The 24,325-nt window shown below is 62.4% G+C and carries 22 protein-coding genes and 1 pseudogene; 12 read left to right on the top strand and 11 right to left on the bottom strand.

Going from position 1 to position 24,325, the window contains the following annotated elements; translation table 11 throughout:
- Window positions 1–122 precede the first annotated feature (122 nt).
- A complete protein-coding gene (locus tag V3587_RS04340) occupies window positions 123–971 on the top strand; it encodes an aldo/keto reductase (protein WP_037128502.1) in 849 nt (282 codons plus the stop codon).
- A gap of 64 nt (window positions 972–1,035) precedes the next feature.
- Here the strand turns inward: V3587_RS04340 and V3587_RS04345 are convergent, their stop codons facing one another.
- Window positions 1,036–2,187 (bottom strand): NADH:flavin oxidoreductase, encoded by a 1,152-nt coding sequence (locus V3587_RS04345; protein ID WP_007733403.1) that lies wholly within the window; start codon window positions 2,185–2,187, stop codon window positions 1,036–1,038.
- A 202-nt stretch (window positions 2,188–2,389) separates the two neighbouring features.
- Here V3587_RS04345 and ctaD point away from each other — a divergent pair, with 202 nt between their 5' ends.
- The 3 genes and pseudogenes from ctaD (at window position 2,390) to V3587_RS04360 (ending at window position 5,138) form a co-directional block, all read left to right on the top strand.
- Window positions 2,390–4,144 (top strand): aa3-type cytochrome oxidase subunit I, encoded by a 1,755-nt coding sequence (ctaD, locus tag V3587_RS04350; protein ID WP_020970441.1) that lies wholly within the window; start codon window positions 2,390–2,392, stop codon window positions 4,142–4,144.
- A 45-nt stretch (window positions 4,145–4,189) separates the two neighbouring features.
- Window positions 4,190–4,663, top strand: a pseudogene (locus V3587_RS04355) (MarR family winged helix-turn-helix transcriptional regulator).
- Between the two features lie 55 nt (window positions 4,664–4,718).
- On the top strand, window positions 4,719–5,138 hold the full coding sequence (locus V3587_RS04360) for a DUF5313 family protein (RefSeq protein ID WP_042451127.1): 420 nt from the start codon (window positions 4,719–4,721) through the stop codon (window positions 5,136–5,138).
- 9 nt (window positions 5,139–5,147) lie between these two features.
- On the opposite strand, the gene V3587_RS04365 is transcribed toward V3587_RS04360, so the two are convergent.
- On the bottom strand, window positions 5,148–6,176 hold the full coding sequence (locus V3587_RS04365) for an NAD(P)/FAD-dependent oxidoreductase (RefSeq protein ID WP_411742222.1): 1,029 nt from the start codon (window positions 6,174–6,176) through the stop codon (window positions 5,148–5,150).
- Window positions 6,177–6,209: 33 nt separating this feature from the next.
- On the opposite strand from V3587_RS04365, the gene V3587_RS04370 reads away from it, so the two are divergent.
- Together V3587_RS04370 and V3587_RS04375 are read left to right on the top strand one after the other, a co-directional pair.
- The gene (locus tag V3587_RS04370) at window positions 6,210–6,836 is read left to right on the top strand and encodes a helix-turn-helix domain-containing protein (protein ID WP_158170074.1); all 627 of its coding nucleotides are present in this window, start codon (window positions 6,210–6,212) and stop codon (window positions 6,834–6,836) included.
- Window positions 6,837–6,892: 56 nt separating this feature from the next.
- Window positions 6,893–7,351: a GNAT family N-acetyltransferase gene (locus V3587_RS04375; protein WP_042451126.1), complete on the top strand. Its 459-nt coding sequence runs from the start codon at window positions 6,893–6,895 to the stop codon at window positions 7,349–7,351.
- Between the two features lie 12 nt (window positions 7,352–7,363).
- Here the strand turns inward: V3587_RS04375 and V3587_RS04380 are convergent, their stop codons facing one another.
- From V3587_RS04380 to V3587_RS04405, 6 genes are read right to left on the bottom strand one after another with little or no spacing between them, the layout of a single operon-like run.
- Entirely contained in the window at window positions 7,364–7,900 is a 537-nt protein-coding gene (locus V3587_RS04380) for an AAA family ATPase (protein ID WP_003940554.1), read from the bottom strand.
- A gap of 53 nt (window positions 7,901–7,953) precedes the next feature.
- Window positions 7,954–8,748, bottom strand: a complete 795-nt coding sequence (locus tag V3587_RS04385) for an MHYT domain-containing protein (RefSeq protein WP_003939865.1) — start codon at window positions 8,746–8,748, stop codon at window positions 7,954–7,956.
- Between the two features lie 40 nt (window positions 8,749–8,788).
- Window positions 8,789–9,376 carry a GTP-binding protein gene (locus V3587_RS04390; RefSeq protein WP_003940118.1) on the bottom strand — a complete coding sequence of 196 codons (588 nt, stop codon included), beginning with the start codon at window positions 9,374–9,376 and terminating at the stop codon, window positions 8,789–8,791.
- On the bottom strand, window positions 9,357–9,731 hold the full coding sequence (locus tag V3587_RS04395; RefSeq protein ID WP_007727785.1) for a DUF742 domain-containing protein: 375 nt from the start codon (window positions 9,729–9,731) through the stop codon (window positions 9,357–9,359). Before V3587_RS04395 ends, V3587_RS04390 begins: the two co-directional genes overlap by 20 nt.
- A gap of 5 nt (window positions 9,732–9,736) precedes the next feature.
- Window positions 9,737–10,153: a roadblock/LC7 domain-containing protein gene (locus V3587_RS04400; protein WP_003940329.1), complete on the bottom strand. Its 417-nt coding sequence runs from the start codon at window positions 10,151–10,153 to the stop codon at window positions 9,737–9,739.
- Window positions 10,150–12,996, bottom strand: coding sequence for an ATP-binding protein (locus V3587_RS04405; RefSeq protein WP_283376158.1), 2,847 nt, complete (start codon window positions 12,994–12,996; stop codon window positions 10,150–10,152). The genes V3587_RS04400 and V3587_RS04405 overlap by 4 nt, the downstream gene beginning before the upstream one ends.
- Before the next feature lie 378 nt (window positions 12,997–13,374).
- On the opposite strand from V3587_RS04405, the gene V3587_RS04410 reads away from it, so the two are divergent.
- Complete coding sequence (locus V3587_RS04410) at window positions 13,375–13,884, top strand: DUF6630 family protein (protein WP_042451123.1); 510 nt, start codon at window positions 13,375–13,377, stop codon at window positions 13,882–13,884.
- A gap of 4 nt (window positions 13,885–13,888) precedes the next feature.
- On the opposite strand, the gene V3587_RS04415 is transcribed toward V3587_RS04410, so the two are convergent.
- Together V3587_RS04415 and V3587_RS04420 are read right to left on the bottom strand one after the other, a co-directional pair.
- Window positions 13,889–15,331 carry a phospholipase D-like domain-containing protein gene (locus V3587_RS04415; protein ID WP_161120147.1) on the bottom strand — a complete coding sequence of 481 codons (1,443 nt, stop codon included), beginning with the start codon at window positions 15,329–15,331 and terminating at the stop codon, window positions 13,889–13,891.
- Window positions 15,328–16,431 (bottom strand): NAD(P)-binding domain-containing protein, encoded by a 1,104-nt coding sequence (locus tag V3587_RS04420; protein WP_054188849.1) that lies wholly within the window; start codon window positions 16,429–16,431, stop codon window positions 15,328–15,330. The genes V3587_RS04415 and V3587_RS04420 overlap by 4 nt, the downstream gene beginning before the upstream one ends.
- Window positions 16,432–16,543: 112 nt before the next feature.
- Between V3587_RS04420 and V3587_RS04425 the strand changes: the two genes are divergently transcribed.
- From V3587_RS04425 to V3587_RS04435, 3 genes are all read left to right on the top strand, one after another.
- Complete coding sequence (locus tag V3587_RS04425) at window positions 16,544–17,275, top strand: enoyl-CoA hydratase (RefSeq protein ID WP_003940192.1); 732 nt, start codon at window positions 16,544–16,546, stop codon at window positions 17,273–17,275.
- A gap of 62 nt (window positions 17,276–17,337) precedes the next feature.
- Entirely contained in the window at window positions 17,338–18,453 is a 1,116-nt protein-coding gene (locus tag V3587_RS04430; RefSeq protein ID WP_007727770.1) for an MBL fold metallo-hydrolase, read from the top strand.
- 76 nt (window positions 18,454–18,529) lie between these two features.
- The gene (locus V3587_RS04435) at window positions 18,530–21,034 is read left to right on the top strand and encodes a cation-translocating P-type ATPase (RefSeq protein WP_003940410.1); all 2,505 of its coding nucleotides are present in this window, start codon (window positions 18,530–18,532) and stop codon (window positions 21,032–21,034) included.
- A 6-nt stretch (window positions 21,035–21,040) separates the two neighbouring features.
- Here V3587_RS04435 and V3587_RS04440 read toward each other — a convergent pair whose 3' ends face one another.
- Entirely contained in the window at window positions 21,041–22,183 is a 1,143-nt protein-coding gene (locus V3587_RS04440) for a GGDEF domain-containing protein (RefSeq protein ID WP_075834106.1), read from the bottom strand.
- 180 nt (window positions 22,184–22,363) lie between these two features.
- On the opposite strand from V3587_RS04440, the gene V3587_RS04445 reads away from it, so the two are divergent.
- The gene (locus tag V3587_RS04445) at window positions 22,364–22,555 is read left to right on the top strand and encodes an antitoxin (RefSeq protein ID WP_003940164.1); all 192 of its coding nucleotides are present in this window, start codon (window positions 22,364–22,366) and stop codon (window positions 22,553–22,555) included.
- A 121-nt stretch (window positions 22,556–22,676) separates the two neighbouring features.
- Window positions 22,677–24,320 (top strand): Na+/H+ antiporter, encoded by a 1,644-nt coding sequence (locus V3587_RS04450; protein ID WP_283376159.1) that lies wholly within the window; start codon window positions 22,677–22,679, stop codon window positions 24,318–24,320.
- Window positions 24,321–24,325 lie beyond the last annotated feature (5 nt).

A 24,325-nucleotide genomic window follows, 5' to 3' on the forward strand; every position in this document is an offset into this window, starting at 1 on the left:
CTTTTCTCGAGGCGATTCCAATACTTGTCTTCCAAGGTAGACCGGCATTTCGGGCGGTACAAGGGCACTGCCCGGAGGTTCGGCGGGGAATGCCTCCCGGCCCTCGCGCGTTGGATCCATATATGACCGAGACCAACGATGTGACCTCTGTACCGACCATTGTTCTGAACGACGGTAAGACGATCCCCGCACTCGGATTCGGTGTGTTCCAGGTTCCGGACGACGAGACGCAGGAGGCCGTCTCCACAGCCCTGAAGACCGGCTACCGCAGTATCGACACCGCCAAGATCTACGGCAACGAGGTGGGCGTCGGCCGCGCGATCGCCGAATCCGGCATCGCCCGCGAAGACCTCTACATCACGACAAAACTGTGGAACGACGATCAGGGCTACGACTCGACGCTTGCGGCATTCGACGCCAGCCTCGACAAGTTGGGTCTCGAGTACCTCGACCTGTACCTGATCCACTGGCCGGTTCCGTCCAAGGACCTGTACGTCGAGACGTTCAAGGCATTCCAGAAGCTCAAGGCCGACGGACGGGTTCGATCCATCGGCGTCTCCAACTTCACCATCGAGAACCTCGAGCGCGTCATCGGCGAAACCGGTGAGGTGCCGGTCCTCAATCAGATCGAGCTTCACCCCAAGTTCAACCAGGCAGAACTGCGCGCCTTTCACACCGGCAAGGGAATCGCGACGGAAGCGTGGAGCCCGCTCGGACAGGGAACCGTTCTCGGCGACCCCGTCATCACCGCTATCGCCGACGCTCATGGCGTCACCGCGGCTCAGGTGATCATTCGCTGGCACCTGCAGATCGGAAACGTGGTGATTCCGAAGTCGGTGACCCCCGAACGTATCGCCGCCAACTTCGATGTCTTCGGATTCGAACTGACACCGGAACAGATCAACGCAATCGGTGCTCTCGACGACCCGGCCGGCCGCATCGGCCCCGACCCGGTCACGCTCGGCAGCTAGTACTTCCGGCAGACCCACAAACGGCACTCCCACAATTGCGGGAGTGCCGTTTTGTCGTGCGAGGTCAGTTCAGGTGTGTGCGATGTTCTGCGGTGAATGCGATGTGCTCGTCCGCGCGTCCGGTGCGGAGCTTCTCGACCCACTCGGGATCGGCGAGCAGCGCGCGCCCGATGGCAACCATGTCGAATTCACCCCTCTCGTACTGAGCTTCGAGACGCTCCAGTCCGGTGACAGCAGATGCAGCTTCGCCGGTGAATGCCGTCGTGAACACGGAATCGAGTCCGACCGAACCGACGGTGATGGTCGGCAACCCGGTCAGCTTCTTCGTCCAACCGGCGAGGCCGAGTGTGCCGTCTTCACCGTCGAGTTCAGCGAATGCCGGTTCCCAATGACGCCTCGTGGACGGATGCAGAACGTCGACGCCGGCGTCGACCAGGGGAGTGAGGATGCGGCCGAGTTCTGCCGGGCTCTGGGCGATACGAGCGTCGTAATGGCCGGACTTCCACTGCGAGAATCGGTAGACGATCGCGAACTCGTCCCCGACGGCCTCTCGGATTGCGGCGACGACCTCGGCCGGGAAACGGGTGCGGGCCTCGAGTGATCCGCCGTATCCGTCGGTTCGGACATTGGTTCCCGCCCAGAGAAATTCGTCGAGCAGGTAGCCATGTGCTCCGTGCAACTCGAGACCGTCGAAGCCGGTGTTCTTCGCGTTGAGTGCGGCGTCGACCCACGATTGCTTCAAGTCGTCGAGGTCAGAGGTGGTGAATTCTCGTCCCAGGCGGGTGCCGTCCAGTGCCAGGCCGGAGGGGCTGACGGTTTCGACCTCGGGGTTCAGGCGCGAGTTCTCGCCGCGTTCGACTCCGAGGTGCCACAGCTGAGGAATGATCGATCCGCCTTCGGCGTGGACGGCGTCGACAACCGACTTCCAGCCACCCAGGCTCGAATCGCCGTAGATGCGCGGTACGCGGGTGTGCGGGCCGGCTGCCGGGTCCGGGATGTACGTGCCTTCGGTGATGATCAAGCCGACACCACCTGCTGCGCGACGACGGTAGTACTCGGCTACGTCGGCGCCGGGGATTCCGTCCGGCGAGAAGGCGCGCGTCATCGGGGCCATGGCGAAACGGTTACGCAACGAGAGTGATTTGACCTCGAAAGGCTCGAAGAGGCCGCGCAACGCGGAGGCCTCGGGTGCTGTCGATGTGTCGGGAAGAGTCACGGGTTTGTTCAACGCGGCGGACCCTCGACCTATTCCGCCGCCTGACTTTATCTCACCGAAATCTGCAAAAGGTTGCGTACGTTCGGTTTTCGATAGATGCTCACGTCGACCACACTTAGTTTGTGCATTAACTATTAACATGCGATATGGTCGTGCGGAAAGTTCTTGAGGCGGTATCGAGCACGAAAGAGGACGCGCGAGCATGACGACAACGGTGCCGGACGAGCGGACCGGAGAGTTGGAGCCGATTCCGGAGCGGCCGTACCCGAAGCGCCGTGATCCCAAGGGGTCGTGGATGTTCGACATGATCAAGACCACCGATCACAAGAAGATCGGGATCATGTACATGATCACGGCTTTCGTGTTCTTCCTGATCGGCGGCCTGATGGCCCTGTTCATGCGTGCGGAACTGGCTGTCCCCGGGATGCAGTTCCTCTCGAACGAGCAGTTCAACCAGTTGTTCACCATGCACGGCACGATCATGTTGCTGCTGTACGCGACGCCCGTCGTTTTCGGCTTCGCGAACTACATACTTCCGCTGCAGATCGGTGCCCCGGACGTGGCGTTCCCGCGTCTGAACGCATTCGGGTTCTGGCTCTTCACTTTTGGTGGTCTCATCGTTCTCGGCGGATTCCTCACGCCGGGCGGCGCTGCCGACTTCGGTTGGACCGCGTACACCCCGTTGTCGGGTGCGGTGCACAGTCCCGGCGTCGGCGCCGACCTGTGGGTCTTCGGTCTGACGGTCGGTGGCCTCGGCACCATTCTCGGTGCGGTCAACATGATCACCACCGTGATCTGCCTGCGCGCACCAGGTATGACGATGTTTCGGATGTCCATCTTCACGTGGAACATCTTCATCACCAGCATTCTGATCTTGATGGCGTTCCCGTTGCTGACCGCTGCGTTCATGGGTCTGTTCGTCGACCGTCACCTCGGTGGACACATCTTCGACCCTGCGTCGGGTGGAGTTCTGTTGTGGCAGCACCTGTTCTGGTTCTTCGGTCACCCCGAGGTGTACATCATCGCGCTGCCGTTCTTCGGCATCGTCTCGGAGATCTTCCCGGTCTTCAGCCGTAAGCCGATCTTCGGGTACACCGGATTGGTCTATGCGACACTGGCGATTTCAGCTCTGTCGATCGCGGTGTGGGCTCACCACATGTACGCGACGGGTGCTGTTCTCCTGCCGTACTTCTCGTTCATGACGTTCCTGATCGCCGTGCCGACAGGTGTGAAGATCTTCAACTGGATCGGCACGATGTGGAAGGGGCAGTTGACCTTCGAGTCGCCGATGCTGTTCTCGGTCGGCTTCCTGATCACCTTCCTCTTCGGTGGTCTGTCGGGTGTCATTCTCGCGAGCCCGCCGATCGACTTCCATGTCACCGACACGTATTTTGTCGTCGCCCACTTCCACTACGTGGTCTTCGGTACGGTCGTGTTCGCCACGTACGCCGGTATCTACTTCTGGTTCCCGAAGATGACCGGTCGCATGATGGACGAGCGTCTCGGCAAGTGGCACTTCTGGACCACGTTCGTCGGTTTCCACGGCACGTTCCTCGTTCAGCACTGGCTCGGCGGCGAGGGGATGCCGCGTCGCTATGCCGACTACCTGCCCTCGGACGGGTTCACGGTGCTGAACTCGGTGTCCACGATCTTTGCCTTCGTGCTCGGTGCCTCGACGCTTCCGTTCATCTGGAACGTTTTCAAGAGCTACCGCTACGGCGAAGTTGTCACCGTCGACGATCCGTGGGGTTACGGAAACTCGCTGGAGTGGGCAACCACCTGCCCGCCGCCGCGTCACAACTTCACCGAGTTGCCGCGCATCCGCAGTGAGCGCCCGGCGTTCGAGCTGCACTACCCGCACATGGTGGAGCGAATGAGGGCGGAAGCGCACGTGGGTCTCACCGGGCAACCCACGTCGACGTTGGAGAAGAGTGACGATCATCGCCAGATTGATTAGTGCAATAATAGTTGCTGCACTAATTAATCTGATAACATCGGATTCATGACGACGAAGGCTCCGCAGACGCAGATGGATGATCCGCTGGCTCTCGACCGGCAGGTGTGCTTTGCACTTGCGGTCGCGAACCGGGCGGTGCTGTCCGTCTACCGGCCACTGCTCGAGCCGATGGGCCTCACGCATCCCTAGTACCTGGTGATGCTGGCACTGTGGGGAAAGTCGCCGATGGCGGTCAAGGAAATCGGGCAGGCACTGCAACTCGATTCGCCGACGCTGTCGCCGCTCCTCAAGCGACTCGAGGCGTCCGGGCTGATCACGCGAACCCGTAGCCGCGCCGACGAACGGCAACTGGACGTGGACCTCACCGAAGCCGGTGTGGCACTGCGCGCGGAGGCGGAGAAGATCCCGCCGGCGGTTGTCGCGAAGCTCGGCGTCAGCCTCGCCGAACTCGAAGAACTCCACAATGTTCTGACGCGGGTCAACGAGGCCGCGCTCCGCGCCGGAGCCTTGGACCAATGAGAGAAATGTGATGACTGCATCCGAAAGAAACGTGATGACTGCGTCAGTACCGTCGATGCGTACCGAACAGGTGACTTCCGTGACTTCCAAAAAGCAACGTACGAGCCCGAATCCTCTTCAGTGGTTGGGTTATTCAGTGGGGCGCAAACTGCCCGATTCGATGCAGGACTGGGTACGAAACGACCTGATCGGTGACTGGGCCGTGCCGCGTCACCTGATCCGAAGCATGGTGCCGTTCATTCCAGTGTTCGCGGCCTTCATGCTCTTCCCCGGACCGTGGGCCCTGCGGGCATCGATGGTGCTGCTCGGAGTGCTTCTGGCACTGTTCTATTCGGTCTCCTACATGGCTCAGAACAGGTCGCGCCGCCTCGAGCGTCACGGTTTGCCTTCCGACCTCGAGAACCCGAAGAAGATCTCGCGCCACGACGCCGAGAAGGCCGCCTACGAGAAGTTGCACGGCGGCCCCGCGACGTAGACACCTCGGTCACATGCCGTGGAGGGTGCTGCCGCCGTTCATCTCACAGACGCGTTGCTCCACGGTCGCCGAGAAGCCCCCTTCCGGCTCGGTCGAACGAAGAGCCGATTCGACATCTTGCTCGACCAGATATCCGTTGATCGCGATTGCCGCGGTCGAACCTGCAGCCGCAGCATTGATTACCTGAGCGCGAGGGTCGACGACGTTGCCGGCGCCCCAGACGCCCGGAACGCTGGTGGCGCCGGAACGATCGACAGCCACGAATCCCGTGGGGCTGGTTTTGCAGCCGAGTCGCGTCAGATGTGCGTCGTTCGGAACGAAACGTGGCGCAACGAACAATGCTGAGCGAGGGACCAACTGGCCGTTGTCGAGTTCGACGGCCCTCAGTTCGCCTCTCTCACCGATCAATCCAGATACCGATCCGTCGGCAACCGTCACCCCACGCGCAGCCAGTCGCGCGCGTTCGTCGGGGGTGAGCGAGATCTTGTGGGGGAAGAACGTCACATCCGACGACCACTGTCGGAGTAGAAGCGCCTGGTGAAGTGACATCTCCCGAGCGTCTGCGCCGAGAATGCCGATCGGTTGGTCGCTGATCTCGTACGCATGGCAGTACGGGCAATGGAGCACGCTTTGTCCCCAAAGCTCCTGGATGCCTGGTATTTCCGGGAGTGAATCCCGTAGACCGGTGGCAACCAGCACAGTACGAGTTTCGAGCGTCGTGCCTCCTGAAAGTTCGACGACAAAGCCGGGTTCGATACCGCGCCAGGAGATGTCGACTACGTCATCTTGTGTCAATTCCACTCCGTACGTCTGCAATTCGCTGCGTACGACGGCGAGCAACTCACGTGGCGCCATGCCGTCGCGCGAGAGGAAGCCGTGCATGTGTGCTGCCGGTGCGTTGCGCGGTTTGCCGGAATCGATGACGGCGACCGAGCGCCGAGCACGACCCAACACCAGGGCTGCGCTGAGTCCGGCGGCGCCACCGCCGACGATCACGGCGTCGAGGATCTCAGTTTCAGTGTGTGTTCGCATGAGCACAGATTGCTCGCGGAGGAGGTTCATCAGCAACTAATGTTGCCATTTCTGGGAATCGCCGTCAGACTCGGCACCATGAATGTCAACGGTCCGCACATCGATGCCGCCATCTCGCAGATCGGCGCGCGCCTCAAACGCATTCGTACACAGAGGAACGTCACACTCACAGCGCTGTCCGAGTCCACCGGTATTTCGAAGAGCACCCTGTCGAGGCTCGAAGCGGGGGAGCGTCGCCCGAGCTTGGAGTTGCTGCTTCCGATCGCGCTTGCCCACCAAGTGCCGTTGGACCAACTGGTGGCGGCACCGCAGGTCGCCGATCCACGCATCCAGAGTGCGCCTCGAAGCGTCAGTGGGCGAACGGTATTGCCGCTGACTCGGCAACCGGGTGGGTTGCAGGCATTCAAGATGACCATCCCGGCAAGCCAGACGGAACCGGATCCCCAAGTGCACGACGGCTACGAATGGCTGTACGTGCTGTCGGGGAGGTTGCGGTTGGTGTTGGCCGATCACGACATCGTGATGGGTACGGGTGAAGCTGCTGAATTCGACACCCGAAACCCGCATTGGTTCGGCAGTGACGGGCGCGGCCCGGTCGAGGTACTGAGTCTGTTCGGCCCCCAAGGAGAACGCATCCACGTTCGGGCCAAGCCTTCGGCGAAGTGAAGGACAGTCATACTTTCATTCGGTACTGCCGGAAGCGAAGAGGACAGTGAGGATCTGTGCGAATCGAAATTGACGACCTGAGTCGGGATGCGGTCCGTGCTCTACTCACCGAACATCTCGCCGACATGCACGCGACCTCGCCCGCGGACAGCGTTCACGCGCTGGACGTCACGGGGCTGATGGATAGCTCTGTGACCATGTGGACGCTGTGGAGCGAAGGTGACGAGTTACTCGGTTGCGTCGCACTCAAGGAACGGTCGTCGGCCGGCGGCGAGATCAAGTCGATGCGAACGTCATCGGCAGCAAGGGGGCGTGGCGTGGGAACGCGACTTCTTCAACACGTCGTGGACGAGTCGAGACAACGAGGTTACCGGCAACTCGAATTGGAGACCGGTACGCAAGAGTTCTTCGATCCAGCTCGCCGGTTGTACGCGAAATTCGGGTTCGTGCCTTGTCCACCGTTCGGGAACTACCGCGAAGACCCGAACAGCGCATTCTTCGTTCTCACCTTGTGAGCAGCTCGCACGCTACAGCATCTTTGCTGTGATGCGTCGTACTGCACTGTCGGAGTCCATGATTGCGGTGTCGAGCACCAGCCGTTCCGTAGTCCACGGCTCGTAGTCTCGATCCAGAATTTCCTGCCACGTCGGTAGTACGAGATCCGGGATGTCGACGACTCGCCGTTCAGCGCGTCTGCGATGCTCGTCGGGATCCGAACAGATGACCTCGACACCGAGCAGGCGCGCCGAATTATGTTGTGCGGTAGCGGACCAGGCGTTTCGTGTCGCCTCGACGGGGTTGACGCATTCGACCACGACCGAAAGTCCCAGTCGCAATTGTTCGGCGGCGAGCGCGTACCCGGTGATGTATCCGGCGGTCCCGGACGCGTCAGCGATACCGCTGCGTATCAGCGCCTGTTCGATGGTATCGATCCGCACGAAGGGGATTTGGTGACGCTGCGCAAGCGCCCGCGCGATCGTCGACTTGCCGGTGGCCGGCAAACCACCGATCACGACGAGCGTTGCGCGGGTCGATGGCTGGGGGTTGTGTCCGGCATCCACCATCCCCGAAATGTACGGGGCGTTGTCGATTTACGTGAACTCGCCCCGTACTCTGCTCAGTTCGAGATCGCGAACTCTCGTGCTTCGAACGCCAGATCGTCGGCGGCGGATTCCATTCGTGCCGTCGCGCGGTTGGGTGCTGTCAGCACTGCGACAATCGGAACTGCCAACGCCAGCAGGCCGAGAACGAAGACAGGGAAGAGGAATGAGAACACTTCGAGTCCCTGTGGCGCCGGGGCTGCCGCGTCGTGAACAACCTCGACAGCGGCCATTCCGGTGTAGTGCATACCGACGACAGCGATGCCCATGATGATTCCGGCGACAAAACGCAGAATCGTGGACTCGAGCACCATGGTGAACCACAGTGCAGCGGTTCCGGCGACGACTGCGATGAGAACCGACAGTGCAACGAAGAGCAGGTCGTAGTGGATCTCGCCCTGAAAGCGCAAGGCGCGCATACCCGTGTAATGCATGATGTTCACGGCGAGACCGGTTACCACGCCCCCGATCAGAAGCCGCGTCCAGCGAAATTCGGTCCCGATGATCAGCAGGCCGACAAACACGGCCCCTACTGAGATGATCGCGGAGATCACGGTCCATCCGAGGTTGTATCGAATGGGACTGCCGGGGACCGCGAAGCCGAGCATGGCGATGAAATGCATGAGCCAGATGGCGACGCCACCGATCGACAAGGCAGCCATGGCGAGCCATCGCATGCGTGTGGCGGTTGTCGTCGCCGACGCTGAATGCCTGGTGCACGCCAGGCCGACTACCGACCCGACCACGGACACGACGTAGGCGAGTCCGAGCAGCCAGATTCCCATCGAGAAATGGTGCATTTCATCCGACATGCCAGTTCCTTTCGGCGACGATTCGCATCTGGTGATTCATCTAGACGACTGCTTCAGCTGCAAGTCGTTCGAGGGAGTATTCGGTGACGGCGATCAGCGCGCGTTTGGCTGATTCGCGGTTTCGGGCGTCGATCTCGATCATGGGAACCCGGTTGGGTAGAGCCAACGCCTGGCGGAGATCGCTCGCCGAATGGATTGGTGCGCCGTCGAAACGGTTGACCGCCACGATGAACGGGAGGCCTCGCGCCTCGAAGAAGTCGACTGCGGCGAAGCTGTCTTCCAGGCGACGCGTGTCGACCAGAATGACCGCACCGATCGCACCGGTGATCAGGTCGTCCCACATGAACCAGAAGCGGCGCTGTCCCGGGGTTCCGAACAGATAGAGGACCAGGTCGTCGGCGAGAGTGATGCGCCCGAAGTCCATCGCGACCGTCGTGGTGCTCTTGTCGGGAGTGGATCCGAGATTGTCGATACCGTCGCTGGCGTCGGTAACCATGGCCTCCGTGCGAAGGGGGACGATTTCGGAGACGGTCCCCACAAGTGTTGTCTTGCCAACACCGAAACCCCCGGCGATCACGATTTTTGTCGATTTCACGCGAGACGATGAGTCAGAGTGCCCGAAGTCCACTGAGGGTCCTTTCGATCAGTTCGCGTCGCTCGACTCGAGATGCGTCGCTTCGCAGAGTGGCATGTATTTCCAGTGATCCGGCTACTACGAGGTCGGCGACCAGTACCCGCACGACTCCGATCGGAACACCCAGGTGGGCAGCGATCTCGGCAACCGAGATCCGCTGCTCGCAGAGTGCGACGATCGATGCACGAATATCCTGCGGTGCAAGATTGTTCGAGACCGCGTCTTCGATCGTCGCGATGATCGCTTCGAGTGGGAGGTCGATGGACGGCAGGGTTCGACCTTCGGTGAGCGCGTACGGCCGGACCAAGCTCGGTTCGGCGTCGTCGTACTCGGATTGATGGTGAGGCATCGAACTCAAATACCCTGCGATGTTCTCGGGGCAATGTCCATGGTGGTGCCGACGCGATCGACGAGAGTCGCCATTTCGTAACCGATCTGGCCGATGTCGCATCCGGCGACAGCGAGAGCGGCAAGGTAAGCGCCACTACCGACGCCCATGAGAAGCAGGTAGCCGTTCTCCATCTCGACGACGGACTGCATGACGGCTCCACCGTCGAAGAGGCGTGACGCCCCCGCGGACAGGCTGGCGAGTCCGGAAGTGACAGCGGCTAATTGATCGGCCCGATCGAGCGGAAGATGTGTGCTCGAGGCCGTCAACAACCCGTCGGCTGAGACGATGATCGCGTGACTCACACCCGGCACGTCTCGGGCAAAAGCCGATACCAGCCAGTCGAGTGCGCGGGGAGTCTCTTGGGCTCCGACAGTGTTCACTGTTCTCCTTCATCGTTGTGCAACATCGTGGACGATTCGAAAGACTGTCCGCCATCGGGCTGATGGTCGGCAGCGCGCCGACGCCCTCGTTGTACTCCGGATTGGTAACTGCTCCAACCACGTTGGACGTCCGCCGGATTGGATGCATGGCGCTGTGTCGTTCCACCTCTCCCGACTGCGCCGGGAACCAGGCGGGCTCCGCGGTCTCGAATGGGAAGTCCGGAATCGGCGATCTTGGTGACCGGCATCTCGAACGAGGTCCGAGCGGCCAGCCAGCCTTGATCCGCGTCGGTGGTCCACGCACTGCCGGTGGAAGCAGCTGACGTCTCCGCCGTCGGGTCCACGAGCCACTCGGACACCATCCGGGCGAAAATCGGCATCGTGGTCGGGGCAGCGAGTACGCCGTTCGAGTTGCCGTCTCCCGCGCCGTCAGCGCGCGCCGATGCGCGAGCAGAGAGCCCGTCACGGGTGCGCGAGGAGAAGAACGCCGCAGTGTTTGTCGGCGTCGGGGCTGAGAGCCGGTGCCGTGGCGGCGGGGTTGTCGACGGGTGTGGACCCACCGGGATCTCGGGACCCTGTGCCGGCGAGGTGAATTCCGGCGAAGGAGTACGCACGGGAAGGGACGTCGATGCGCTTGTGCCTTCGGGATCGGGCAGAGGAGCGAAGGACGACACGGAGGTGGCGGGTGCAGCAGTGGTCGGAGTCGAGGTACTGACCGCCGGTACTCCACTTGTGCCCGGAGTGCGACGTGGCAACCCCGAAGGCGCTGTTGTCGTGGGAATGGATTGCGGTGTGATCGGGGCGAACGTCTCAGTCCGGTCGGTGCTGTTGCTGGGCGTTCGACGCGGGAGATCTGCGAAACTTCTGGTCGCAGGCTGCGGGGGTGCCAATTCGGTCGGGACGGGCTGTGACCAGGACGGTTCAGACGGTGCGGGCGGCGGAGTCCGATCGAGCGTGGGCACGGGTCCGGTTCGCGGCGTGCGGATCTCGGGTCCCCGAGAAGAATCGAGTATCGACGTCGGTAGGAGCACCGTTGCGGTGATGCCGCTGTGCGTCGACGACGTTGCCGTCGGGCGCAGGCGCACAGAGATGTTGTAGCGACGACTGATTCGGCTCACGACGAACAAACCCATGCGACGCGCTGTATCCGCGCTCATCTCGCCGCCGGCGGCGAGGCGCTCGTTGGCATCGAGGATATCGGCAGGCGACATGCCGATACCGAGATCTGCGATCTCGACGATCATGGAGCCGTCGATGGCGCGGGCAGCGTTGATGGAGACGGTGGTCTCCGGCGGGGAGTACCGCAGAGAATTGTCGAGCAGTTCAGCGATGAGGTGAACGACGTCCGGGGCAGCATGACCGGTGACGACTCCGGGCGGTATCTGCCCGAGTTCGACGCGTCGATATTCCTCGACGCCTGATACCGCCGCACGAAGGATATCGCCGAGAGCGACGGGGGCGGTTCTGGCGCGGCGTACATCGGTTCCGGCGAGAACCAACAAGTTGTCGCCGTTTCTACGCATTCTCGCGGCGATGTGGTCGAGCCGGAACAGATTCTCGAGGCGACGAGGGTCGTCTTCGTCCTGCTCCAACTGTTCGATCAAACCGAGTTGCTGGTCGACGAGGGACTTGTTACGCCTCGACAGCGTTTCGAACATGTCGTTGACCTGGCGCCGCAGGGTGGCCTGCTCGCCGGCCAGCGTGATGGCCTGACCGTGCATGTCGTCCACCGCGCGTGCAAGCTCGCCGATTTCCTCGTGGGTGCGGATCGGTACACGGGCGAAGTCGACGTCGTCGATACTGGCACCTGCGCGAATTCGTTCGATCGCGTCGGGGAGTCCGCGTCGTGCTGCTTGCAATGCGGCAAATCGCAGCCGACGGATCGGATCGATGAGCGATCGGCTGATGACGAGGGCGATGGCCAGTGCCAGCAGGACCGCGCCGAGCACGATTGCAGTGTCACGAAGTGCTGCGGTTCGTGCTGCATTGGATTCAGCGGTGACGGTATCGCCGAACTCGGTGACGGTGGTGTCGGTCAGGATGTTGTACTGGTCGTTTCCGGATTTCAGATCGGTACCGACGCGGCTCCCCAGAGGAGAGGTCGACGGGGTTGATCCGAGTGCGTTGATCCGGTTCTGAGCGGAGTTGCTGAGGGTCCGGACGGTGTCGTTGCTCCCGTCGATGGCGAGAATGTTGTTCAGAGCGACCAGTTCGGCACCGGCGGCACTGACCATCGAGGTACGAGCCTGCTGGTCCGGATCACCTGAGCCGAAGAGGATTCGTTGTTCGGCCAGTGCTCGTCGCGCATCCCAGAGTGCTGAGAGTCGGCCACCCTCTTCGCGCAGCGCCGGACGCTGAGAATGCTCGACGACGCTGGTGAAGGTGCTCGAGAGTGCGCGAGAGACTTCGCCGACCCGCGAAACCAAGCGTGCGGGAGCCACCGCGCCGGCGGCGACCTCTTCCATGATGGAACGGCTCTCTGCGAGCGCCGAAGTCACTTGGTCGTTGAGGTCGTCGTCGGACTGGAACGCGCGCGCGGCGTCGACCAGTTGATCCATTGCGTCCGAAACCGCTTGTGTGGCGGGGCCGGTGTCAGTGCGTGCCGATGCGGCTTCGGCGAGCTCGTACAGCGCGGATTCGAGATTGATCGCGGCGGGCACAGCGAGGGCGCGCTCGGACGAGGAACTCAGCTGTGCGGCTTCTTCGAGTTCCGTCTGAACGCGAAGGGCTCCGAGGACGACGGCGACGATCATCGGCAATGCGAGAACGGCGATGACCTTCCATCCCAGGCGCCATTCGCCGATCGACCACCAAGAGGTTGTCGTGTGTGAATCGTGTTTCATGCGGAACATGGCCCCTTCACGTCAACCCCCCGTGGGTCATTGCCCGAACCCCTTCGATCCGGTTTGACCAGAAGGGGTAGTTAGCTGAACGGTAACAGACTGTTCGCTGGCTCGCTACATCCCAGTTGGCTTCTTGGATCGCCGATGACTATATCCGGATTGTAAGGCCAGGTGAAAGGGTAAACGGACAAGTGCGGCGAATGGGATAGCCGGAAAGTCAAATTTGGTAGCTCGGCGAGCGGTGTTGCCCGGGAATTCGTGGAACTCACGGCAAGCATCTGGCTCGTGTCCCGACATCGAGGACACGTCCGAACGAGGCGCACACGCATGTCAGAATGTGGAAACCGCACCGATGACCGAATTGAACTTGGAGCCATAGTGAGTGGAACTGCTCGCGACGCGTTGCGCGCGATCGCCGAACTGCTCGCCCCTGACAGCGCTGTTGTCATCGATCGTGTGACTCTCGCGATCGACCAGCCGGAACGGTATGTCGAAGTACAGAACGAGTTATACTCACAGACGCTCGAGAAGCCGCACCCGGAAATGGCGTGGTTTGCTCTCGTCGACGCATTGCACGAACAAGAACGCCTGGTCTGGGTGGATTGGAACGAGGGCGCTGCCGAGGTTCTGGGTCAGCTGCGAGTGCTCACGTCGGCGCCGGCAGGATCGTGGGAGTGGGCGGACAGTCTTGCCATGGGCTTCGATCGAGCTGCCGGACTCGAATCGCTTCTCGCCCGTATCGTCGACAACATCACCGATACGGGCGTTTCACTTGCCTGGCTCGACAGCGACAGCGATACGTTTCTCCTCGCGCTCGTCCCGAGTGTTCACGGTGCAACGCTCGTCGAACTCGCGCTGGCAACCGGGCACTGCGTGCGCGTGTTCTAGAGTCTCAGCGTTTGCCGAGCAGGCGGCGCAATCCTTCGATTCGATCGCTCAGTCTGGGCGGCGTGCGCTCGGGATCCATCAGTGCATTTTCAGCGAGCACGTGGTCTTCGCCGTCGACTGTGTTCCGGTCGAATTCGCGCAGACTGCGAGCGTCGGAGGTCGAGAGAGCGCGAACCGTCGACAACAGTGACTGCTCACCCAACGCGTCGTCGACTTCTTCCTCGGTGACGTCGAGGTGCTCGCTGAGTAGGCGGCGCCTCAATCCGATGATCGAGGCGCGCAACTCGACATCTGCGTCGTCGTCGGATTCGACGGCGATGTCGCACTCGGTGTCGAAGCCCATCGAACGGTTGTTGAGATTCGACGACCCGATTCGCAGGAGGCGATCGTCCATCACGAGAACCTTGGCGTGGACGTAAATAGGTGCGCCAGAAGAGGTCACGGGATAAAACGCACCGAAACGGTCGTGGATATCGGCGGACCACAGCAGATGCAACAGGTCGTGGCGCGCCCCGTCCATCGCCTTTTGTTCCAGCCAACCGTCGGCGTTGCGCGGAATGACCAGAACGATTTCCGGTCCGTCGTCCTCACGCAGGCGCGCGGCAATCGCCTCGGCCAGCGTGCGTGAGGCGAGGTACTGGCTTTCGATGTACAGCGTGTGCTCGGCGCCGGCGATGGCCGCGAGATACAGCGCCTCGATCTCACGAACCTCCGCGCGCTCGCCGAGCTCCGGCAATGTTCTGGCGACGGCTACGTCGACCACCCGCAAGGTGGGAGCCAAATTGACGGGCCACGGAGTCGCAGTGCTCTTGACCGGTGTCAGATCCTCGCCGGTTGCGGATTTCCAGCGTGCCCGCGCCAATTCGCCGATGGCCGCAGCCGCATTGCCGTCGACCGCCGTGGTTGCGTCATGCCAAGGGCCGTAACGCCTTCCGCTCGGCGTGATTCGATAATCGTTTCGGTCGACGTGATCCGAGGTGTCCCAGCGGTCCACAGTCATGTCGATGCCGCCGCAGAACGCCAGAGCGTCGTCGATGACGATGATTTTCTGATGGTGCGCCGCACCAACCGGGTGGGCGCCGTCGATCTCGAACCGTAGGCGCTCGTCGGTCAGCCAGTTGGACACGAAGACGGGAGTCATGCCGCGGCCGATTGCGGTGAACGCGCCGATGTTCCATTTGAGTACGAGGATTTCGAGGTCGGGTTTCTCGCGGACGAGCCAGCGGAGGAACATTCCCAACCGGTTGGGGCCGTCGAGAGTCTGCTCGCCTGGTTCGAGTTTGATGCGCGTGTCGAAGTCCCAGCCGATCAACATGATTCGCTTTTCAGCTTGCAGCATTGCGGACTTCGCATGATGAAAGTAGTCAGCGGCGTCGACGATGCAGGCAAGATTGTCCGCCGGTTCGATGCGCCAGCAGGTTTCGCCCGGAACAAGAATTCTGTTCATTCGCCGATTCCCAGGTACGCGGTCAGTTCGCGCGCTGCCGCTTGGCCGGCGCGGTTGGCTCCGATCGTCGACGACGACGGTCCGTATCCCACCAGGTGCACGCGAGGGTCGGCTTCGACCTGCGTGGCGAGGCGCCCGGTCATCGGGATTCCGCCACCCGGTCCGCGCAGGTGCAACGGCGCCAGGTGATCGAGTGAGCTACGAAAACCGGTGCACCACAAGATGACATCGGCGTCGGCGACGGTACCGTCGGCCCACTTCACGCCGTTCGGAAGAATTTCGGAGAACATCGGCAGTCGATTCATCACACCACGCTCACGTGCTGCCCGGATGGCAGGCGTTACCGGGAGGCCGGTCACCGAGACAACGGATCCCGGTGGCAGGCCGCGTCGTACACGATCTTCGACCATGGCAACCGCAGCGCGGCCGATGTCCGGCGTGAACGGCTCGTCGCGGAACTCGGGTTCGCGCCGCGTCACCCAGGTAGTGGTCGTGACGCGTGAGATCTCGTCGAGCAGTTGGACAGCCGAGATCCCGCCGCCGACCACGACGACATGTTTGCCTTCGAACTCGGCAGCGGTTCGATAGTCCTTCGTGTGCAGTTGTCGGCCACGGAACGACTCGGCCCCGCGATAGTGGGGGATGAAGGGCCGCTCCCAGGTCCCCGTCGCGTTGATCAAGCCTCGCGCCGCGAATACTCCCCGGTCGGTCTCGATCCGCAGGCGCTCTTCCCTCGGACACACCACTCGCGTGTGTACCGGGCGGTGGACGGGAAGTTCGAATTGCTTTTCGTACAGTTCGAAGTAGTGGGGGACCGCCACCGATGCAGGCACCTGTTCGGCGTCTGTACCGGTGGTTTCCGCGAAGGACATTCCCGGGAGGTCATGGACGCCGTTGACGGTGCTCAGTGTCAGGCTCGGCCAACGGAACTGCCACGCCCCGCCCGGCCCCGACGCATGATCGAGCACCACGAACCCCGATTCGGGCTCGATTCCGAACTTGCGCAGGTAGTACGCGGCGGAGAGTCCGGCCTGTCCGGCGCCGATCACCACCACGTCAACCGGGTGTGGTTGCTGTGCGGCAAGGTCGTCTGTACTCATCGGTAATCTAACCTCCTGATGTACAGAACTTAGCTGCAGAGAAGTATGCGGACGGTATCGGCGCCTCGGAACATCCCTGTGTCGAGCCTTCCAGAAACGAAAGTGAGCGGACATGATCGGGTTCTCCCGTGACGGCAACGTCGTGACCATCGAGTTGCAGCGTCACGAGCGTCGTAATGCGCTCAGCGCGGAACTCTGCATCGCAATACGGGACGCGATGAACGCGGCGGTAGCCGAGCACGCGCACGTCGTCGTCATCACCGGTGAGGGATCGGCGTTCTGTGCAGGCGCGGACCTTTCCGGCGACGTCTACATGGAGGGCTTCACCGATCGCCTGTTCGAGATGCTTCGCTCTATCGACACGGCGCCCATCCCCGTCATCGCTGCCGTCAACGGTCCGGCCATCGGCGCGGGCACGCAACTGGCCATCGCGTCGGATCTTCGCGTCGTAGCGCCGAGCGCTCGCTTCGGAATCCCGGCCGCCACCCTCGGTGTCTCGGTGGACAAGTGGACGATGCGTCGGCTCGCGTCGCTGGTCGGCGGCGGTCCCGCGCGCACCATTTTGCTCGGCATCGAACAGATCGGCGCCGAAGAAGCCTTCACTCGCGGCCTCGCCAACAAAATCGGAACCCTCGACGACGCTCAGGAATGGGCACACCGCATCGCGAATCTCGCACCGCTGTCGTTGCGGCACATGAAGATGGTTCTCAACGACGACGGCACCATGGAGGAGCAGTCTCCCGAGCAGCTCGACGCGCTTCACGCCGCCTGGCTCAGCGAGGACGTCCAGGAAGCCCGCGCTGCCCGCATCGAGAACCGCCCTCCCGTATTCAAGGGTAAGTAAAGCTGGTTGCAGGGAAAACAGGCGCCGGGCACGCAGGGCAGATAGTGGCTACGCTCGTCTGAATGAAGAAGACGACGGTTCTCGGAGTTGCTGCTGTTGCCGCGGCGACGGGGTGGGTGGCGCGAGCCGCATGGGGCATCCCGACGCAGATCGGGGCCTCGCGAAACACGGTGCAACCGTATGCGGCGATGTCCCCGCGATACCGGGACCGCCAGTTCCACAACTCGGAGCCCAGCAGCACACTGGTTCCGGGCACCGATGTCGGAATGTTCAAGTCGATGGCCACGCGAGGGTCGACGGGTCGGCCGCGTCGGCCGATTCCGTTGGCCACTCCGCTGGCACCGGCGGCAGCCGGCGACGCGGCGGTGACGTGGTACGGCCATTCGAGCGTTCTCGTCGAGGTCGACGGCTACCGCGTTCTCGCCGATCCGGTGTGGAGTGAACGCGTATCACCCTCGGCCACAGTAGGTCCCGCGCGCATGCACCCCACTCCGGTGGCTTTGACCGAACTGCCTGCAGTGGATGCGATAGTCATCTCTCACGATCACTACGACCATCTCGACATGGCTACGGTCAAGACCCTGACTCGTACACAGACCGCTCCGTTCGTCGTGCCGATCGGTATCGGGGCTCACCTGCGGCACTGGAAGGTGCCCGAGAACCGGATCGTGGAATTGGACTGGGACGAGTCGACAAAAATCGACGACCTGGTCCTCACGTGCACGGAGGCTCGTCACTTCTCCGGTCGTGGCCTCGTCCGGAACACGACGCAGTGGGCGTCGTGGGTATTCGCCGGGCCGAAGCACCGGGTCTTCTTCGGTGGTGACAGCGGATACACATCGCGTTTCGAACAGCTGGGTGAAACCTATGGGCCTTTCGATCTGACGCTTCTCCCCGTCGGTGCGTACGACGTGCGCTGGCCGGACATCCACATGAATCCGGAAGAGGCAGTGCAGACGCACATCGACCTCAACAAGGGCGACGGGTCGCGCGGTGTCTTCGTCCCGATTCACTGGGCGACGTTCAACCTCGCGTTTCACTCGTGGTCGGAGCCGATCATTCGCCTCGACGAGTCGGCTGCAGATGCGGGCACAACAGTGTCGGTCCCGATGCCGGGCGGCAGGATCGACGCGTTGTCACCGACACCGCCGTCGAAGTGGTGGATACCGCTGGGCTGAGCGGCGAAGTGTCGCGGACGTGGTTGCCTGTCGAGTCGCACCCTGATTAGTTGCTCCGGGTGCGTAATCTTTGACCATGGCTCACGAGCACACCAGTTCAGAAGAGACAGCAGTGGCGGTAGCGCCTGAGCGATTGCCGGACGACGTCGACGTCGCCCGCGGTCTGACCGCCGATCAGGTTGCGGCCCGGATCGCGTCGGGACAAACCAACGATGTACCGGACCGGGCGTCCCGCTCGGTCAAGGACATCATTCGCGGCAACGTCTTCACTCGCATCAACGCGATCCTGACCGTGTTGTTGGTGATCGTGCTCGCGACGGGTTCGATCATCGACGGCATGTTCGGACTGCTGATCATCGCGAACAGCGGTATCGGCATCATCCAGGAGATCCGCGCCAAGCGCACGCTCGACGCTCTGGCCATCGTGAGTCAGGCCAAGCCCATGGTCAGGCGTGACGGCGTCGCCGTGGCGATGGCGCCCAAAGATGTTGTGCTCGACGACATTATCGAACTCGGATCCGGTGACCAGATAGTCGTCGACGGTGAGGTGGTCAGTTCGGCCGCACTCGAGGTCGACGAATCGCTGCTCACCGGTGAGGCCGATCCGGTTCACAAGGCGAGTGGCCAGCAAGTGTTGTCGGGCAGTTTTGTTGCCGCGGGCAGCGGTGCATACCGCGCCACCAAGGTCGGCGGCGATGCATACGCGGCCAAGCTGGCCGAAGAGGCGAGCAAGTTCACCCTCGTGCATTCCGAACTGCGTAGCGGCATCGACAAGATCCTGAAGTTCATCACCTACCTGATGATTCCGGCGGGTGCGCTGATCATCTTCAATCAGCTCTTCACGATCGGCCTGCCGATCCGACCGGCACTCAACGGCATGGTGGCAGCTCTGGTTCCGATGGTTCCCGAAGGCCTTGTGCTCATGACGTCCATTGCATTTGCGGTCGGTGTGATCCGGTTGGGCAAGCGCCAGTGCCTCGTTCAGGAGTTGCCGGCGATCGAGGGTCTGGCTCGTGTCGACGTGGTGTGCGCGGACAAGACCGGAACGCTGACCGAGAACGGTATGCGGCTGTCCGAGGTCGACGTCGCACCGGGTGGATCGGGGGAGACTGCGGTCAAGTCCGCGTTGAGCGCGATGGCCGCGTCCGATCCTCGCCCCAACGCGAGTGTCCTGGCGATTCGCGAGTCTCTCTCCGACGACTCCGGGTGGGGCGAAGCGACAGCGGTGGCGCCGTTCTCCTCGGCGAAGAAGTGGAGCGGCCAGTCGTACGGCAGTCACGGCAACTGGGTACTCGGTGCCCCGGACGTGCTGCTCGATCCCGACTCGGAAATGGCCCGCAAGGCCGAGGAAGTGGGTTCGAGCGGACTTCGTGTCCTCATGCTCGGCAGCAGCGACCTCCCTGTCGACGACGCCGACGCCCCTGGCACCGTCACCCCCGAAGCTCTGGTCGTGCTCGAGCAGAAAGTGCGCCCGGACGCCCAGGAGACGTTGGAGTACTTCGCCAGCCAGAAGGTCGCGGTCAAGGTCATTTCCGGCGACAACGCGGTTTCCGTCGGCGCCGTTGCCGGATCCCTCGGACTCGAAGGCGGCGACCGCCCCATCGACGCGCGAGAGCTGCCCAGCGATCAGGAAAAGCTGGCGGACACTCTCGACGGAGCAACGACGTTCGGTCGAGTGCGACCGGATCAGAAGCGGGAAATGGTCGCGGCCTTGCAGTCTCGCGGACATACCGTCGCGATGACCGGTGACGGCGTCAACGACGTGCTCGCACTCAAGGACGCCGACATCGGAGTCTCGATGGGGTCGGGCAGCCCGGCTACCCGAGCCGTGGCCCAGATCGTGCTGCTGGACAACAAGTTCGCGACGCTCCCGTACGTCGTCGCGGAAGGCCGCCGAGTGATCGGCAACATCGAGCGTGTGTCGAATCTGTTCCTGACCAAGACCGTCTACTCGGTGGTGCTTGCGTTCCTGATCGGCATCACCGGCGTCCTGTCCCAGGTCTTCGACTTCGAACCGCTGCCGTACCCGTTCCTGCCCCGCCACGTCACGATCGCAGCGTGGTTCACGATCGGTATCCCGGCCTTCATCTTGTCTCTGGCACCCAACAACGAGCGCGCGCGAACCGGTTTCGTCTCGCGCGTGATGCGTCTGGCGTTGCCGTCGGGCCTGATCATCGGCATCACCACGTTCATCTCCTACGTATTGGCTTACCAAGGCCCGGACCAGACGGAAACCCAGAAGATCCAGGCCGGAACCAGTGCGCTCATCACGTTGATCATGATCGCCGTGTGGGTTCTGGCCGTCGTGGCTCGGCCGTACGTCTGGTGGAAGCTCGTTCTGATCGGCGGGTCGGTGGCCGGATACCTCATCCTGTTCGCGCTGCCGTTCACCCGTGAGTTCTTCAAACTGGATCCGAGCAACGTCGCTGCGACGACGCTCGCGATCACCCTCGGCGCGATCGGCGTTGTACTCGTGGAACTCTCGTGGTGGATCAGCGCACGCCTGCACGGGGAGAAACGAAAGATGTTCGCGACACCCGACGACCTGCCCGGCGAGCATCACCATGCCCACAGTGAGTGAGTAGTTTCAGCGCCTGAACATCTGCACCCAGGCAATGCGATCGCCGCCGCGCTTCTTGGCTCGGTACATCGCATTGTCTGCGTGCTCGATCAGTTCGTTGACAGCTCGATCCGGTAAGTCCGTCTCGGGACTCAGATAGACGCTGACGCCGGTACTGGCGGACACAGGATAGGGATCGGAGTCGGACGAGACCGCCGAATGTATCTCGGTGGCGACCTGCTCGATGTCTCCTCGATCGACTCCGCGCAGGACGACGAACTCGTCTCCACCGATTCGAGCCACCACCGCATCGGGGCCGGCGGCAGCGATGAGGCGGTCGGCGACAGCGGTCAACGCGTCGTCGCCCGCGACGTGCCCGTGCGTGTCGTTGAGGTTTTTGAACGAGTCGACGTCGATGAGTAGTGCGATCAGAGCCTGCGTTCGATCACTGCGCAGCAGATGCTGTGCCTCGTCCTGGAGTCCGCGGCGATTGAGTGTCGCGGTGAGGTAGTCCCGGTGGGCGTTGCGTGCGTCGTCGGTCAGGCGCAGCCAGACGATCTGCAGAATCCATGCGGTGGAGAAAACCACACCGGCAACCATCAGATAGAGATTCACGACCACCCAGGCGTCGTTGACCGGCTCGGACATCGCCATGGCAGCGAGCGTCGTGCAGACAGCAAGAGCCCAACCGATGTGGCTGATGGCAACGCGAGGGCTGTGAACTATCGCCGCATAGAAGCCGATCATGATGAACAAGATGCAGCCGATGGTTCCGACGAAAGCGGTGCGCACGGCGAAGAAGAGAGTGACGGCGAGCCACAGGTCGGCCCAGACGACAAAGGCCACGGATTGTCGCCAAGTTGGCCACGATTCATTACGCGCCCAGCGGTAGCCCGCATAGGCGCCACTGATAGTTCCGAGGGCGAAGATCGACCGCGCCAGGGCGGTGTCGGAACCGAAGCGGCTCAACTGCATGGTCGCCGCGATCAGGGCGAAGAGAAAACACCACACCGCGACTAATTTGCGTCCGGGAACGGTCAGCCCGCGAGTGTCGAGGAATCGGGGGAGCCAGGTGTAATCGGTGCGATCCGACCACCACCGGGACAGCAGTTCACGCGTGGGGTAGGGGTCGCTCCCCGTCCCGCGCAGTCCTGCATTCAAACCGGGCACCTGTCGATGTCGATGGGTGGTCAATCAGCTATTGGCGGGTTAACGCTACCTCGAGTTGCGCACGGCTCGAACGCACGGACCTGCTTTCTGGCGCAGAGGCCGTCGACCTGTGAGAATCGAAGGGCGCGGAGGAACGATTCCGCCGAAGGATGTGCGTCAGCACCGGGAGAGGACACGGACATGGGTTTCTTGGACAACGTCAAGGGATTGGTCGAAAAGGGCCAGGAGCTCGCAGCGGAGAACTCCGACAAGGTTCACGACGCTATCGACAAGGTCGCCGACATCGCCGACGACAAGACCGGCAACAAGTACGGCGATCAGATCGACAAGGCAGCTGAGGCCGCCAAGAAGGCTGTTCCCGAAAAGCAGTAATACCGGATTCGGCATACCGTTTTTCGGTAGCACCGTTGCTCAGGGGCCCGTCACCGAAAAGGTTGCGGGCTTCTGTGCGTCCGCTGGGTGAACTCCCAGGGTCGGCGGGCAGAATGAACGCGTGAACTTCACCTGGATTCTGCTGGTCGTCATTGCCGCCATCGCAGTCACCGGGCTGTCCAATCGACGAAACCTGCAGGCTCCGCTGGTTTTGGTGACGGTAGGTTCGGTCGCATCCTTCATACCCGGTATGCCGCGGCCGGAACTCGATCCCCACGTCATTCTCGGTGTGGTCCTGCCGCCGCTTCTCTACTCGGCCGCTCTGAAATTCTCGGTGGCGACCTTCAAACGCAACTTGGCCCCGATCTTGCGCCTCGGCGTCGGAATGGTGTTGGTGACGGCGTTCGTGGTTGCCTTCTTCTCCGAATGGATGGTGCCCGAGTTCACGATCGGCGCCGCCCTGGTGCTCGGGGCCGTGATCGCGCCGACCGACGCCGTCAGCGCGGTGGCGGTCGGTCAGAAGCTCGGGCTCCCGAAACGGGTGATCGCCATCCTGACGGGCGAGGGGCTCGTCAACGACGCCACCGCGCTCACGCTCTTCACCGTCGCCGTCGCAGCAGTGACCGGAACGCGAATTGCCACCGATTCGCCCCTGTTGTTCTTCGCGTACGAAGTGATCGGCGGCGTTGTCGTCGGCTTGGTGCTCGCGTTTGTCGTCAAGTTCGTTCGTGCCCGCATGTACGACTCTCCACTGGAAACCGGCTTGGGGTTGGTGCTTCCGTTCGCTGCCTACCTGGCCGCTGAAGAACTACACGCGTCCGGTGTTCTGGCCGTCGTGGTCGCTGGTCTGGTGATCGGGCACTATTCGACGGACGCGTCGATCATGACCAGGCTGCAGGAGCGCTCGGTGTGGTCGAGCCTGGACACGCTCCTCGAGATGTTCGTCTTCGCGTACATGGGGCTGCAACTGAGCTTCGTGATCGACGATGTTGTCGCCGACGGACTTCCGGTGCTTCACGTGTTCGCGTACGGTCTCGCAGTCCTGGCCGTTGTCATCGTGATTCGGCCGGTGTGGCTGTTCCTGAGCTACTCGCGTGTGCGATTCGGTGTAACCCTGCGCCGTGAGCGCGAGAATCAACTGACGTGGAAACAGAATCTGGTGGTCTCGTGGGCGGGAATGCGCGGCGTCGTCACTCTTGCTGCGGCCGGCGGTATCCCGTTTGCACTCTCGTCCGGCGAGCCGTTCCCCGGACGCGGCGTCATCCAGGCGATCGCATTCATCGTCGCGGTCGGGACATTGCTCATCCAGGGATCTACCTTGCCGTTCATGATCCGTCGCCTCGACGTCGCGGATCCTTACGAGCAGTTGCGCACGCAGGAACAGATGGAGTTGGCCCGCAACATTTCTCGCAAGGCGGGAGAGAAGGCGTTGGCAGACGCGGCCGCGCACCCTCCGCCGGGGATCGACGGGAAGGAACTGCAGGCGATCGTCGAACGCGTACGACGCTCGATGCAGGCGAGGCTTCAACTCCAGGAGGTCGACGAGGACGCCGATCGCGAGGCCGCCTTGTGGAATGCGGGAGCTCTGTTCGACAAGTTCCGGCATCAGTCACTGCGCTCGCAACGAGTTGCGCTGATCGCCGCACGTGACGACGGAGATCTCGACGATGAGGTATTGCGTACCGTATTGGAAGGACTCGACATCGAAGAGGCCGCAGCAGAGGAACGTGTCAGGCGTCGCCGAGCAGGCAGCGCGGGCAAATAGAGGGG

It is taken from the genome of Rhodococcus sp. IEGM 1306 (assembly GCF_036541985.1).
In the GTDB taxonomy this organism is placed as follows: domain Bacteria; phylum Actinomycetota; class Actinomycetes; order Mycobacteriales; family Mycobacteriaceae; genus Rhodococcus_F; species Rhodococcus_F qingshengii.